The sequence below is a fragment of the Woronichinia naegeliana WA131 genome (assembly GCA_025370055.1).
In the GTDB taxonomy this organism is placed as follows: Bacteria; Cyanobacteriota; Cyanobacteriia; order Cyanobacteriales; family Microcystaceae; genus Woronichinia; species Woronichinia naegeliana.
Genome location: CP073041.1, coordinates 4673325 through 4688490, shown reverse-complemented (window position 1 = coordinate 4688490; position 15166 = coordinate 4673325). Strand labels below are relative to the sequence as shown.

Sequence of the window (15166 nt, the reverse complement as noted above, 5' to 3'; positions counted from 1 at the left end):
TCATTCAGAGAACTGTTAAGCTCATTATACGCGATCGCCGTTTAGTGAATAGTTGGTAGTTATCTATTCAAAAAAAGTAATTCTGTAGCAAGGCTTGCGCCCAAAAGCAAAATCCCATAATTTTGGCATTTTTAAGCAAGAATGCTAATGTCAGTTCCTAATAAAGTGGGTGAACCTAAAAGATTGGCAAATTCGCCACCATTGGTACCCAAACCAGCAGTGACACCGTTTTGGTTGTAGAAAAGGCTGCCAGTGCCAAGACTATAAACAATTTTTGCTGCACTAGTCTCCACTTCACTAATGTCGTTTACCGTCGCAAACTCTGTGCCGATCGCTGCACCAGCCGCCGCAGTAAGTCCAAAAGTGGCTTTGCTCAGGGCAATTTTATCCTGGGCCGATGTGAAATCGGAGATCGTATCTACGCCGAATAAATTGGTAGCAGTAGTCGCTCCTGTTAAAGCACCCGTATAATAAAACGTATCAATCCCCGCGCCACCATTGATAAAGTCGTTCCCTGCTTGGCCATAGATATTATCATCACCAGCCGCACCGGAAATCAGATCGTCACCATTACCACCAGAGAGGGTGTTGGCTAGACTGTTGCCAGTGAGGCGATCGCTGCCCGTACCACCAATGACATTTTCCAAGGCAACGGTAGGAATGACCAGTTTAAGATTAGCACCAGCGACAGTTTGAGTAGTAGTTAAACCAAGATTGATATTAACTGGTGCGGCAGTTTTGCTAAAGTCGAGGGTATCAGTGCCACCGGTGAGGGTTTCGTTAATGGTATCCGTCCCCTGGGCTGTATCAGCGTCATAGAAGTAAGTATCATTACCATCTAGTCCGGCCAGGGTATTGTTATTTGCATTGCCAGTAATCACGTTAGCCCCAGCATTGCCAGTACCAGTAATTGCACCATCAACAAGGGTGAGGTTTTCCACCAAAGCCGGTAAGGTTCGGTTAAAGTTACTCACTAAAGTATCTGTAATGGTAATCGTTGCTTGACTATCCGCGATCGCCGCATTGGTTGGGGTACTTAGAGTGACATTAAAGGTTTCATTCGGTTCATTAACACTATCATTCAAGATCGGAACAGCAATGGTTTGAGTTGTAACGCCTGGGTTAAAAGTGATTGTTCCGGTGCTGGCCGTGTAATCTGAACCCGCGATCGCGGTAGCGTTACTGGTAGCGTAATTGACCGTAACGGGTAGAAGACTGGCTGTATCTAAACCAACAACAATCAAGGCCTGATTGGGATTCCCAAATCCTTCGACAATGGTGGCATCGTAGATAGTAATATTGGGAGTCACGGTCGCTTCATCGTTCGTGATCGTTCCTCGTCCTTGATTATCGGCAATGGTTGCGCCCCCCGCATTGGTGAGGTTAACAAAAAAGCTTTCATTCGCTTCAACTGTGGTGTCACCCGTCACCGCCACCGTAATCGTTTTACTGGTTTCCCCTGGCGCAAAGGTCAGTAAGGTACTGGCCAAAGCGGTATAGTCGCTACCGGCGATCGCTGTGTCATTGGCAGTGGCATAGTTAACCGTCACATTACTACTGCTGGCATTAGAAAGGGAAACAGTAAAGGTTGCGTTAGTTGTCCCTGTATTGCCTTCGGTAACGCTAACATCATTGATGCTGATACTGGGAGGCAGATCATTATCGGCAATCAGTACCGTTGCCGTTTGCTTAGTGGTATCAATGGTGTAGCCCGTACCTGTCGCTAAGGTGAGGACTATTGTTTCAGGGATCGTACCTTCAAAGGTCGTGTCATTGGTAGGTGTAACCGTCAGTGTAGCTGTAGCACTATTCGCGGCAAAAGTCGTAGTTAAAGGAATGCTAGTATAGTCAGTCCCATTGGTCGCGGTTCCTGCAATGGTGTAACTGACGGTTAAGGCACTGGTTAAGACACCTGTGCGAGTTAGAGTGAAAGTTCCTAAATCGGTGTTACCAGAAGTTTCGCTGGCGATATTATCCGTTGCCACAACGCTGATCACTGTACCCGTGACAGTTCCATCGTCATTGGTAATCGTCCCCTGGCCTTGACCATCCCCAATGATGCCACCAACAGCCCCAGAGAGATTGACAAAGAAGGTTTCATCAGCTTCAGAGGTAGTATCGCCAGTGACGGCAACGGTGATAGTTTTGCTGGTTTGACCTGGGGTAAAGGTAAGGGCAGTACTGGTTAAAGCGGTATAATCGCTACCCGCAGCCGCAGTACCACTTGCTGTCAGATAATTAACGGTTATGTTCGTACTGCTGGGATTGGAAAGGGAAACCGTAAAGACCGCATTGGTTGTTCCCGCATTTCCTTCTGTTAGGGTGACATCATTGATACTAATAATCGGTTGACCATCGTTATCGAGCAGGGATACCGTTGCCGCTTGTTTGGTGGTATCGATGCTATAACTGGCATTGCTAGTTAAGGTCAGGGTTACTGTTTCGGGAATGCTACCTTCAGAAATGGTGTCATTGGTGGGAGTGACCGTCACCGTAGTAGTGGCACTATTGGCGGCAAAAGTAGCTGTCAGAGGAATACTGGTATAATCAGTTCCGTTGGTAGCGGTGCCAGTAATGGTGTAATTGACAGTTAAAGCAGTAGCGGTGCTACCGGTGCGAGTGAGGGTAAAAGTACCCAGGTCAGTGGGGGTTTCATTGGCAATGTTATCAGTAGCAACGACGCTAACCGTTGTCAAATTAACGATATAAAGATCTTGAAGATTATCGTTAGTGAAGATGACTTTATTGCCTGAAATAGCTGGATAATAGTTGGGAAAACTGGGATCGCTAATTACGGTAGTATTGATGCCATCGTATAACTTCATTTGGTACGGACTATTTTTCCAAATAACATTATTGCCAGAAACTAAAGGTTGGCCATAAGAATTATTGTTGTCATTGGCTATCTGGGTAGTAGTTGAGCCATTGTAGAGCCAGACTTGAGAACCGATTGACCAAACAACTTTGTTGCCATCAATCGCATAGTTATCTACTTCATAGGTGGTATCGTTTGTTAGTTGGGTTGTCGTCGTGCCATTGTAGAAGACGAGTTCATAGTCAGTCCCATCAGACCGTTCCCAGACAATGTTTGTACCAGAAATTTTTGCGTTGCGATCATCAACGGCATTATCACTCAAATTGACCGTTGTCGTACCGTTGTAATAAAAAATCTCAGTATCAGTACCATCATTCGCATTGCTCGACCAAACGACTCGATTTCCAGAAATAGAAGGAGTATTGTCGTAGTAGTTGGTATTGTTGCTTAGATTGATGGTAGTTGTGCCATTGTATAGATAAATCTCCTGATCGGTACCATCCCAACCCTGCCAAACAATGTTATTGCCCGATACTCTCGGAGTATATTGGTCATTGCTGTTATCGTTAGTGATTTGAGTAACACTCGTACCGTTGTAGCGATAAATCTCCCAATCTCGGCCATCGTAACCCAGCCAAACTAGATTACTGCCATCTAAAACAATCTGTTGATTCTGACGGCTTTGATCGGCATTAGTAACTTTGGTAGCAGTAGTGCCATTGTAGAAATAAATGTCATCATCAATCCGCCAAGCCGCATTATTGCCAGAGATCACAAACTGATCTTTCTCTAGATGGTCGGTCGTAATCTGGACGATGTTTGATGCACTGTCGTTGTCTAAGATATTGAGTGTTGCACTCTGATTACCAATTTTGAGAGTGACCGTTTCTGTTCCTTCTTTGTAGAGATCATCTAAGGGATTAATCGTCACTGTTGCTGTCGCCACCCCAGCATCAAAATGAATGTAGCCAGAGTTTAGATAAGCAGCCGTATAATCATAGTCACGGCTATAATAAACGTTGTAGTTAGAACTCGTACCAGAAAGGTCAAAATATAAATCTAAGGCATCAGTCAACACACCACCACGAGTGATCGTAAATACACCCGAATTGATAGGCGCGCCAGGGACATTTTCGCCTGCTGTAGCATCGGTCGCCGTAATGGTTAAGGTCGGGTAGCCTGGATCAGTAATAGTGGCTTGTCCTTGTCCATCCAAAATTCCCGCATTAACCGCATCGTAGAGTTGAACAAAGAAAGTTTGCGTATCTTCGAGTCCGTCACTATTGTAAACAGGAACAGTAATCGTTTTAGTGAGTTGATTGGCCGCAAAGGTAACAGTACCACCCGTACCGTCATAATCATATCCAGATATAGCTGTCCCACTAACCAGTTGATAGAATACAGTCACAGGGACAGCACTCGCCGCCGATAGCGTAATCGTAAATGTCGCGTTGACGTTGGTTCCAGCAACCGTACTTTCGGTAACAGTAATATCATTAACAGACAGTTTCGGAGTCGTCGCCGTTGCTAGGGTCGCTAAATAGACTTCATAACTACTGTTATCAGCGTTATAGCCTAATGTCGCTACATTTGTACCAGAAATAGCTTGTTTCCATAAATTGCCAATCCCATAACCACCAGAAAAACCATCATTAATCGTCGTGACGGTTGCCGTTGTCCCGTTGTACAAATAGACGATGTTATTTTGATTCCAAGTAACATTATTACCCGAAATGAAAGGATTGGAAGCACTTGCAAAGCTACTACTGATTTGGGTAGTGGTTGTGCCGTTGTAGAGGTAGATCTTGCCATCACTTTCCCAGGTAATATTACTGCCCGATATCTGAGGAGCCGAATCATTGTAGATATTATTGGTTAATTGGGTGACGGTTGTACCATTGAAAAAATAGATCTCCCAATCATCCCCAACAGTGCTGTTATAGGCCCGCCAAACGAGATTATTACCCGAAATCTGGACATCACTATCAACAAGGGCATTATTACTGATATTGGTTACGGTTGAGCCATTCCAACGGAAAATATCCTGATCTCCACCGACAAGATCAGTGCCAATCCAAGCAATATTAGAACCCGAAACAAAGGGAATCGTGCCAGGCTGAATACTGTTATGAGCAACAGTGGTAGTGGTGGCGGTTGTAACGTTATAAAAGAACATCCTCCAACTACCAGTGAAGTTATCATAACCATTCCAAGCAATGCTAGTACCTGCAATACTCGGCCCATAATCAGAATTGTCATTATTGGTTAAGCGAGTAATCGTAGGGGTTGCGGGGGTTGCATCATAGAGATATATCTCGTAGTCGCTGTTAACAGTATCGAATTGTCGCCAGACCACCCGATTACCGTCAATCTGATAATCAATATCCTCAACAGCATTATTGGTTATCTGCGTTGTAACCTTAGTTGTACCATTATAAAAATAAATTTCATTATCCGTACCATCACTCACACCCCAAACAACATTAGCACCTGAAATTAAAGGATTGTACTCATTGACAGTACCAGTAGTAGTCAGTTGATTAATAATATAATTGGGCGTACTATTTTCAACAGCAATACTTGTCCCATTTGCTTGAATAATACTGTGATCATTTTCGACCTTTGATTCGGCCAAGTCTGTCGCACTAATACTATTGCCCTGTGCGAGTTGGGAGAAGATCCACCCTTCGTCTCCCGCACTATCTTGACTATTAATTTGACTGTCGATCGCGTGGCCAATTTCTTCTAGTAGTACTGCTACTAATTGCTGAGTATTGCCCGCATTGACAACAGCTTCACTCAAATAAATGGTATCATTACTGCTTGCGTAGGCTCCAAAGGCACTACCGAGTACTGTATTATTGACAACAGCAATATTGGGCAGAACAAAAGTTTTATTGGCTAGGCTTGCTTTGATGCTATTAGCCAAGGTTTGATTGTATTGAGTGCCAAAGGCCAATTCAAAGTCAGTCCAAAAATCACCACTTTTAGCAAAGTCAGCCAGAAGATCGTTGATGAGTTGTAAGGCGAATTGAATGTTATTGTTCATGGGAGATCAAGTGTAGTTAAAATTAATAGTAGATGGGTCTTAAAATTGATAAGATCCCCCTGCCCTACGGCCCCCCTTATCAAGCTATCCATTACACAGAAGCCTCTGAAACCCTTGCTGAGTCTAGATCCCCCCAACCCCCCTTGATAAGGGGGGAGAAGATGAAAAGCTTGCTATGTAAGGCTTTGAGTTTTTAGATTAGGAGATTTGCGTAACGAACAACTTTGAAAGGGAAAGACAAATTAAAGGTTTGAAGTCCCCCTTTTTAAGGGGGATTTAGGGGGATCAAGCCTCAAAGGGGTGTGACCTTTAGTTGATGAAGGAAAAGAAAAGTGTTAACATGGGATGAAAAGTGACAAAGAGGAAACAATGATGACAGCAAAACTAATTAATGTAGAGGGTTCAAAGATAAAAATAGAACTAACATTAGAACTCAGTCGTTCAATGTTGGATACAGAAATAAATATTCAAAAAGGCTTAAACGAAGTAGGTTGCATCGCCAGCAAAGAAGCCTTGAAATATTTAGATACAGATGGTTCACCCTTAAAAATCGGTGAAGAAATCTGGAAGAGTAAGGGAGAGCAACCGAAAGAATATCAAACACCTTATGGTGAGGTTATAGTGAATCGTCATGTATATCAGCGTTCAGTAGGAGGAAAAACGTATTGCCCCTTAGAAAGAGAAGCAAGGATAATCATAACATCAACGCCATTATTGGCAAAACAGGTATCCTCAAAAATGTCAGGGATGGCAGGCAAAGAGGTGAAAAATGATTTATTAGAAAATCATGGTAGAAAAGTAGCGCTATCCTATATCCAAAGATTGAGTGAAGCAGTAGGAAGTGTGGTACAGGCAAAAGAAGAAGCGTGGAGTTATGCCCCGCCCAAGGAGGATAGCCAAATTGCAACAGTGGGAATAGGATTAGATGGAACCTGTATGCTGATGTGTGAGGATGGCTACCGTGAAGCAATGGTGGGAACCGTTTCCCTATACGATAGTGAAGGCGAACGTCAACCTACAATCTATCTAGGTGCGGCACCAGAGTATGGAAAAAAGAGTTTTCTAGAAAGATTAGAAAGAGAAATTGAGCGAGCGAAAAACCGTTATCCAGAGGCAACATTGGTCGGGATAGCAGACGGGGCAGAATCAAATTGGAAGTTTTTAGAAAAGCAAACGGAAGAACAGATATTAGATTTCTATCATGCCTCTGGTTACTTAGGTGCCTTGGCAGAAGCGTTGCATCCGAATACCGTGTCAAAACAAAAAGAATGGTTGACTGAAAATTGTCGAGAACTCAAGCATGAAAAAGGAAAAGCAGGAGAACTGCTAAATCTGATGAAAGAAGTCAAAGAAGAAAAAAGTCATTCTAAGAATCTTACCGAGAAACTACAAGCGGCGATTACTTATTACGAGAATCATCAGCATCAAATGGATTATGCTGAATACATAGAGAAAAAGTATCCGATTGGTTCAGGTGTTACGGAAGCAGCTTGTAAGACGTTGGTCAAACAACGATTATGTTGTTCAGGGATGCGATGGAAGGAAAAAGGAGCAGGAATTATTTTGAGCCTACGAGCTTTGGTATTGACCAAGGAACGATGGAGTCAATTTTGGGCAAAACTTGATCAATATGGGTTCCCTGTAGAACCCTGATTACAACAGCTTTTATCAACTAAAGGTCGCACCCCCTCAAAGCGTGTCTTTTTCAAGATATATGTACACAGCAGACACCTGTGTTATTGAGCAACTGAGTGATCTCATCCAGTGGGGAAATTTGCTTTTAATCATTATATCATAAAACTAATGAATTTCTTGCTAAGGGGTACACAACTTAACAAATGTTCATAAAGTCAGTTCATTGGTAGGCGATCGCTGAATGAAACCTCTTAATCGTTATCCTTTAAGTGCAGCTCCGATGATGGACTATACCGATCGCCATTGTCGTTATTTTTGGCGACAGATTAGCCGTCGAACCTTGCTCTATACAGAAATGATTACCACCGCAGCCATTTTAAGGGGCGATCGGTCTCTTTAGCGGTTCAAAGTCCCCCAGTATTGTCTTTCGACATAATTCTCTTCTGTTAGACTAGGAAGACATTTTCAGACCTCAAATACTAATGTCCTTCCATAGCAAGACTTTTGAGCTATTAAGTTAGGAGGAAACACATATTTTATTTTACCCTCAGAAATAACGACAGAATCCTTGTTGAGCAAGGGTTATAGGATTTGAGATTTAAAATCATTTCCTAAAGTAACACAAGAGAGATAATCCGTTGTTTTTCCTTTTTTCTTATCCCCCGTTTCATCCACTATTACTTCTATTTCTTTTCCTTCTAATACTGTTAAAATTATTTCTAATCTTCTTTTTTTCATGTCTTCCACCTCCCAAGGCGATTCTGTTAAAAAGTTATGCAAACCTTGAGAATTTTCCAAGCCGACTATCTTGGCTATTTCTGGTAAACTTTTCCTTTTTACATCACTGATTAATCCTAGTAGTAAATATTTGAAATATTCATAGGCTCTCACTTCTGGAAATAAGTCTTTGCATAATTTACCGTAGCTATCTATAAATTGTACTGTTGGTTTTGTAGCTCTTGGCTTTGTCATATACCCCACTTTGCTACTAGCCTTTTCTCTTCATTATAGCTCTCTTGCTCTGACCAAAGAGATAGATTTACTGGAAGAATATCAGCGTAATCTTTAACAGGCAATTTCTGAACTGTCTTATTCTTGGAAACATTCTGATCTCGCTATCGTCATAATGGCAAGTGTGTGAGTAGTAAGAACGACAAAAGAAACTCTTGGGGTCGAAACAAGGCAAGACTCCCAAGAGTTTTTTATTTTTCAACTTTCGTTAATGCCTATCTGCCGCCCTTTTCTTCATCTCCAAAGATCCAAGCCGCTATTCCTAGGATCAGTATTCCGATGCAGATCTTGGCAAAGGTTTGCAGTCCATCCAACAATCCCAGGGGAAATATAATCAATAGGCCGTTAAACAGCCAATTGCCGAGAAAAATTAGGGTTAAGACCACAATAAAGGGCATAATTTTTTGAACGAGGCGATAATCATTAGCTTCGTAATTACCTTAAAAACGGCGTTTCAGTTGTTTCCAATGACTGAGATAGCGTGACCCTAGAATAACGACTTGGTGCGGATCAAGTAAACGATAGAGCCAGAGTTTGACCCAATCAAAAATTAAAAACCAGACCAACGTATAGCCCCAACTCGCTAACGTCCACATAATGCCGATGGGAGTCATTAAAATGCCAAAACAGGCCATAACGGTCGAAATGGCTACCGATAATCCTGTAGCAGCTAACATCTTATTGGCGGGGGGAATTGACCAGAAAGGGCCTTGAACACGAGTAACGTAAATAGTCATCATGCCACCTACCGCTAGATGCAAATAAATCAGAGTTTGCACCATCTCGTGAGGTAGCCCTAAATGCTTTTCAGTGAAGTAATAGAGCAAGAAAGTTTCAATCACGCCCACTAAACCAATCACGGTGGCAATACTGAGAATATGATAATAAATCTTGAACGAACTAGAACCTTGCAACTGCTCGTTCAGTTCTTTGATCGGACAAATTGGTACAGGAAAAGTGGCTCCACACTGTAAGCAAGTCAAGTAGTGGCGATCCTGTTCAATAACGCTATAGAGAATCTCTCCTGAGATACTAACACGGTGCTGAATCAAACCCGCTAATTTCAGAACATCTAAAGCTCGATATACTGTCGCTAATCCCAGAGGTTGCTCCTTTTGCATAAGGATAAAGAGGGATTGGGCAGAGATCGCAGCTTGCTGTTTTTCTAGTACGCTCAGTACGGCTTTTTGACCAGGAGTTAATCGGACAGTCGTAGAAATAATAGTCTGTATCGGCAATTCTTCGCTTTGGCTACAACAGTCACTATTCATTGGGAAGCTACCGTAAGAGAGGGGGACTTTTGATTGTTCCCTCCAAAGTTGGGGAGCTAGGAGGGCAAAACATACCGTTAATCAGTAAAGCCAGGACAAGAATTATTATCTTTTTTGTCACCTCAAAAATCAAGGGGCTAGACGTTTTGGTCAGTCTATTAGTTTTAGGGTGAAAGCAGAGTGTTTGACGGCGGAGCTTTGTTGGTGTAATTTGAGAATGATTATCATTCTTGAAAGAGGACTCTATGATTTCAAGCGATCGCCAAGCCCCCATTCCTGTGACCGTTCTGACGGGCTACTTAGGAGCAGGTAAAACAACCCTACTCAATCGAATCCTTACCCATGAGCATGGCAAAAAAGTTGCCGTTATTATTAACGAATTTGGAGAAGTGGGCATTGACAATCAGTTAGTGATTGATGTTGAAGAAGAAATCTTTGAAATGAACAACGGCTGTATCTGTTGTACTGTCAGGGGTGATTTGATTCGCATCATTGGGAATCTGATGAAACGACGGGATAAATTTGATCATTTAGTCATCGAAACCACTGGACTGGCCGATCCTGCTCCTGTTATTCAAACTTTTTTTATGGATGAAGATGTGCGATCGCAGACTTTTCTAGATTCGGTCGTTACCGTTGTTGATGCCAAACATATTGATCAACATTGGGAATCCGAGGAAGTCCAAGAACAAATCGCCTTTGCAGATGTCATCTTGCTCAATAAAACCGATCTGGTGACAACTCAAGCCCTGGAAAATCTTAAACAAAAGATTCAGTCCATGAATGTAATGGCTAAAATTTATCCGACTTACGATGCCAACATTGAGATTGATCAAATTCTGGGAATAGAAGCCTTTAGCCTGGATCATGCCCTCGAAATTGACCCCGAAATTTTAGGTGAAGATACCCACCAACATGATGAAACCGTGATTTCTGTCACCATTGTGGAGTCGGGTGATTTAAACGGTGAAAAGCTCAATAATTGGATTAGTGAACTCCTACGCAATCAGGGTCCAGATATTTTTCGGATGAAGGGAATTCTCAGTATTCAGGGAGAAAATAACCGCTTTGTTTTTCAAGGGGTTCATATGCTGTTTGATGGTAAAGCCGATCGCCCTTGGTATCCCCAAGAAACCCGCAAAAATGAACTGGTTTTTATTGGTCGTAATTTAGACGAAACGCAATTAAAAGAAGGATTTCGGGATTGTTTAGTATGAAAACCAAAACCGCTATCGATTTTCAATTACGGTGGCAGGGGCAGTTATCCGACTATGTAACCGCGATCACCCATTCCCCTGATGGCAAACTTTGGGCTGCCGCTTCGGGAGCAGGAGAAGTCAGCTTATTTTCTGCGACAACCTTTGAAGAAATTATTCATCAAGGAAAAACAGAACAATCAGTGGATTGTTTAGCTTTTTCCCAGGATAGCAACTTATTAGCCATAGCGGGTCAAAACGGGCAACTACAAATTTGGAAAATCAATAACGGGTTGCCCGAATTAATGACAACCTTGGAGTATCCAAAGATTTGGATTGATCGCCTAGTTTGGAATCCGAGCCAAAATCAGTTGGCCTATAGTCTGGGAAAAAGGATTCATGTTTGGGATGCCACGTCACAAAAAATAGTGATTAGCCGTAATTTTGAAGCATCTTCTGTCTTAGCCTTAGATTGGCGTAGAGATGGTCGTTATTTGGCGATCGCGGGTTATCAAGGTATGCAAGTATGGGACACATTAAATTGGGAGGCAGAACCCACTGTTTTAGAGATTCCTTCGGCCAGTGTCGCGATCACCTGGTCTTTTGACGGCAAGTATCTCGCCAGTGGTAACTTAGATAGCACCCTAACGATCTATGAATGGGGCAATCCTAATCCCTGGTTAATGCAGGGATTTCTGGGCAAAGTACAGCAATTAGCCTGGTGTCAAGTCCCCTCCCAAGGTTATCCGCTTCTCGCTGTAAGCAGTGGCGAAGAGATTGTTATTTGCCGACGGGAGCAAGACGATTTTGTGGGTTGGTCAAGCCAGATTACAGGACATAGCGAAAAAGTTACCGCGATCGCGTTTCAACCCCAAAAAACCCTATTAGCCTCTGCGGGTCAGGATGGTCGGGTTCATCTCTGGCATCGGGGTAAACAATTAATCCAATCATTAAAGGGCATATCCCAGGGCTTTTCCTGTCTCAGTTGGCATCCAAGGGGAGAGCAACTGATCGCAGGGGGCGAAAATGGAGAAATTCTCATTTGGTCACAGACAAAACGCGGTCAAGGTTTCAATCACACTCCTTAACGAAATCAGCCACAAAAGCGCAAAAAGATCGGTATTCTTCTGACAAATCAATATCATTGCTTATTCTTAGGGGTGAACCCAGCTCAAAAGCAAGGTTGCGGTTTTTTGTTTATCCTTCAACTTCCCTTTCGGAAATAACTGCGGTACGATAAGAATGATAATCATTCTCATTTCTCTTTTTATTCATGACCCCTAGTTCCCCAACCCTTGGAGTCCCAGTCCGTCAACCCATGTCGAATTCTGCTTCCCCGATAATCCAGCGACCCCGACGATTGCGGCGGACAGCAACCCTGCGACGTTTGGTGCGGGAAAACACCCTGGCAGTAGAAGATTTGATTTATCCCCTCTTTGTCATGGAGGGTGAAGAGTTAGAACAGGAAATCCCCTCTATGCCTGGTTGTTTCCGTTACTCCTTGGATCGATTATTGACGGAAATCCAAACCGTTTGGGAACTAGGTATTGGGGCGATCGCCTTGTTTCCCCTCATTGCCGATGCCAAAAAAGACAATGCAGGCACAGAAAGTTATAACCCCCAGGGATTAGTACCCAGGACAATCAAAGCTATTAAGGAGGTTTGTCCAGAGATCCTCATCATTACAGACGTGGCCCTCGATCCCTACAGTAGTGAAGGCCATGACGGCATTGTGGAAAACGGCAAAATCCTCAACGATGAAACCGTGGCAGTATTGGTCAAACAAGCTCTGATGCAAGCCGAAACAGGAGCCGATTTTATAGCCCCTTCCGATATGATGGACGGTCGCATTGGGGCCATTCGCTCGGCCTTGGATCAAGCGGGATGGATCAATGTGGGGATTTTAGCCTATGCCGCCAAGTATGCCTCCGCCTACTACGGCCCCTTTCGGAATGCCCTAGAATCTGCTCCCAAATTTGGCGACAAACAAACCTATCAAATGGATGTAGCCAATGTCCGAGAAGCCCTCAAGGAAGTGGATTTAGACATTCGGGAAGGGGCGGATATGGTGATGGTTAAACCCGCCTTGGCTTACTTAGATGTGATTTGTCAGATCAAAACACACACTCATTTACCAGTGGTCGCCTACAACGTCAGTGGAGAATACGCCCTGATCAAAGCGGCGGCGATCAGGGGCTGGATCGACGAAAAAAAAGTAGTGCTAGAAACCCTTACCAGCATGAAAAGGGCGGGGGCGGATCTGATTTTGACCTATTTTGCCAAGGATGTGGCTCTGCAATTACAAGCTAATCATCTTGAACATTAGATAATTTTTTTTGCTGATTTATTGATATTTAGACTATGAGCAATCCCTCACCATCAGATTTAGTAATTCCCAAAAGAGGTTTACCAGTCACTATCATCACGGGTTTTTTAGGGAGTGGTAAAACGACACTGCTCAATCATATTTTGAACAACCGTCAAAATCTTAAAATTGCAGTTTTAGTCAATGAATTTGGCGACATTGACATTGATAGCCAGTTATTGTCATCTGTTGATCAGGACATGGTTCAACTCAGCAATGGCTGTATTTGTTGCACCATTAATGATGGCTTGGTGGAAGCAGTTTACAATGTGCTAGAAAAAACAGAACGCATTGATTATCTAGTCATTGAAACCACTGGCATTGCCGATCCATTGCCGATTATGTTAACCTTTTTGGGGACAGAATTAAGGGACTTTACCCATTTAGATTCCGTCATTACATTGGTTGATGCGTCAGAGTTTACCTCGGAACACTTTGATAGTGAAGCTGCCTTAAAGCAGATTATTTACGGAGATATTGTTCTGCTCAATAAAGCGGATTTGGTCAATCCTGAAAATCTTTATCAGTTAGAATTTCAAATTAATGAGATCAAGGAAAATTCCCGCATTGTGCGTTGTCAAAATGCTGAAGTTCCCCTGCCCTTGATCTTAGATGTGGGTTACAACAAACCAGACACTTACCAAAGGTTAGTCGAGGAAGAAATTGAGCAAACCCGCCAGGATGTCCAAGATCCCGATCATCATCACCATAGCCATGACCACCATGATCACGAACACCACCATCATCATTCTTACCATTTAGACAATGATGGTTTTGTCTCTATTTCCTATCAAAGCGATCGTCCGTTTGTGTTAAAAGCATTTCAAGATTTCCTAGAAAGTCTTTCTGGTAATGTCTTTCGAGCCAAGGGGTTACTTTGGTTTACCGAGAGTCCCCAAAAGTATATTTTTCAACTGAGTGGTAAACGTTGCACTCTAGAAATTGAAGGCTGGTCTGGCTCTTTTCCCAAGAATCAAATCGTTTTTATTGGGAGGAACATCAGCCAGGCTGATATTTATCAACAGTTGGCTCTTTGCTATCCCAGTTAAACTGGTTTGGCAAAGCTAACCCAATTTCTTGAATTTCTCGTCTTTTTGTTACTCTAACCCTATTTTTTAAACAAATGACTGCTTTAATTTCTTCCCAAAAACTCACCGCTAATCAAGCAATCGCCGCCCTTCCTACCCAAGCTGCTCCGCCTGTTTCCGAAGCAGAAATGCAAGCTGCTGTTAGAACATTACTGTTGGGGATGGGGGAAGATCCCGATCGCGAGGGTCTCAGAGATACTCCCAAACGAGTCGTTAAAGCCCTAAAGTTTTTGACTTCTGGCTATCAACAATCCTTGGATGAACTGTTGAATGGGGCCATTTTTAGTGAAAACGCTAATGAAATGGTACTCATTCGGGATATTGACCTTTTTAGTTCCTGTGAACACCATATTTTACCGATTATTGGTCGGGCCCATGTGGCTTACATTCCCAATGGCAAGGTGATTGGGCTATCCAAAATTGCTCGTATTTGCGAAATGTATGGTCGGCGGCTCCAAGTGCAGGAACGTTTAACGGCCCAAATTGCTGATGCTTTACAGGGATTACTCCAACCCCAGGGAGTGGCCGTCGTGGTGGAGGCAACCCATATGTGTATGGTAATGAGGGGAGTCCAAAAACCTGGCTCCTGGACGGTGACGAGTTCGATGCAGGGCATTTTTGCTGATGATGCCAAAACCCGCGATGAGTTTATGAATTTAATTCGCCATAGTCCTTCTTTTCACTAGATTTTTTCCCAAGGGAGTAGCGTTTAGGTTTTGCTTCCTCCCTTTTCTCC

The 15166-nt window shown here is 43.1% G+C and carries 8 protein-coding genes and 2 pseudogenes; 7 read left to right on the top strand and 3 right to left on the bottom strand.

All coding sequences use genetic code 11. The annotated features are described in order from the left end of the window. Positions 1 to 131: 131 nt before the first annotated feature. Complete coding sequence (locus KA717_23435) at positions 132 to 5864, bottom strand: hypothetical protein (protein UXE58936.1); 5733 nt, start codon at positions 5862 to 5864, stop codon at positions 132 to 134. 372 nt (positions 5865 to 6236) lie between these two features. Between KA717_23435 and KA717_23430 the strand changes: the two genes are divergently transcribed. Together KA717_23430 and KA717_23425 are read left to right on the top strand one after the other, a co-directional pair. After that, positions 6237 to 7517 carry an ISKra4 family transposase gene (locus KA717_23430; GenBank protein UXE64761.1) on the top strand — a complete coding sequence of 427 codons (1281 nt, stop codon included), beginning with the start codon at positions 6237 to 6239 and terminating at the stop codon, positions 7515 to 7517. A gap of 223 nt (positions 7518 to 7740) precedes the next feature. Next, positions 7741 to 7890: pseudogene (locus KA717_23425) on the top strand (tRNA-dihydrouridine synthase). A 236-nt stretch (positions 7891 to 8126) separates the two neighbouring features. Here KA717_23425 and KA717_23420 read toward each other — a convergent pair. Together KA717_23420 and KA717_23415 are read right to left on the bottom strand one after the other, a co-directional pair. Continuing rightward, positions 8127 to 8471: pseudogene (locus KA717_23420) on the bottom strand (transposase). A 479-nt stretch (positions 8472 to 8950) separates the two neighbouring features. After that, a complete protein-coding gene (locus tag KA717_23415) occupies positions 8951 to 9748 on the bottom strand; it encodes a transcriptional repressor (protein ID UXE58935.1) in 798 nt (265 codons plus the stop codon). 278 nt (positions 9749 to 10026) lie between these two features. Here KA717_23415 and KA717_23410 point away from each other — a divergent pair, with 278 nt between their 5' ends. From KA717_23410 to folE, 5 genes are all read left to right on the top strand, one after another. After that, on the top strand, positions 10027 to 10998 hold the full coding sequence (locus KA717_23410; protein ID UXE64760.1) for a GTP-binding protein: 972 nt from the start codon (positions 10027 to 10029) through the stop codon (positions 10996 to 10998). Next, on the top strand, positions 10995 to 12065 hold the full coding sequence (locus KA717_23405) for a hypothetical protein (GenBank protein ID UXE58934.1): 1071 nt from the start codon (positions 10995 to 10997) through the stop codon (positions 12063 to 12065). Before KA717_23410 ends, KA717_23405 begins: the two co-directional genes overlap by 4 nt. A 230-nt stretch (positions 12066 to 12295) precedes the next feature. After that, positions 12296 to 13303: a porphobilinogen synthase gene (gene hemB / locus KA717_23400; GenBank protein UXE58933.1), complete on the top strand. Its 1008-nt coding sequence runs from the start codon at positions 12296 to 12298 to the stop codon at positions 13301 to 13303. Between the two features lie 35 nt (positions 13304 to 13338). Next, positions 13339 to 14391, top strand: coding sequence for a GTP-binding protein (locus KA717_23395; protein ID UXE58932.1), 1053 nt, complete (start codon positions 13339 to 13341; stop codon positions 14389 to 14391). A gap of 74 nt (positions 14392 to 14465) precedes the next feature. Further along, complete coding sequence (folE, locus tag KA717_23390; protein ID UXE58931.1) at positions 14466 to 15116, top strand: GTP cyclohydrolase I FolE; 651 nt, start codon at positions 14466 to 14468, stop codon at positions 15114 to 15116. Positions 15117 to 15166 lie beyond the last annotated feature (50 nt).

Coding starts and splice junctions, on each gene's coding strand:
- KA717_23395 (UXE58932.1), top strand. CDS start 13,339: ATGAGCAATCCCTCACCATCAGATTTAGTAATTCCCAAAAGAGGTTTA.
- KA717_23410 (UXE64760.1), top strand. CDS start 10,027: ATGATTTCAAGCGATCGCCAAGCCCCCATTCCTGTGACCGTTCTGACG.
- KA717_23405 (UXE58934.1), top strand. CDS start 10,995: ATGAAAACCAAAACCGCTATCGATTTTCAATTACGGTGGCAGGGGCAG.
- hemB (UXE58933.1), top strand. CDS start 12,296: ATGTCGAATTCTGCTTCCCCGATAATCCAGCGACCCCGACGATTGCGG.
- KA717_23435 (UXE58936.1), bottom strand. CDS start 5,864: ATGAACAATAACATTCAATTCGCCTTACAACTCATCAACGATCTTCTG.
- folE (UXE58931.1), top strand. CDS start 14,466: ATGACTGCTTTAATTTCTTCCCAAAAACTCACCGCTAATCAAGCAATC.
- KA717_23430 (UXE64761.1), top strand. CDS start 6,237: ATGACAGCAAAACTAATTAATGTAGAGGGTTCAAAGATAAAAATAGAA.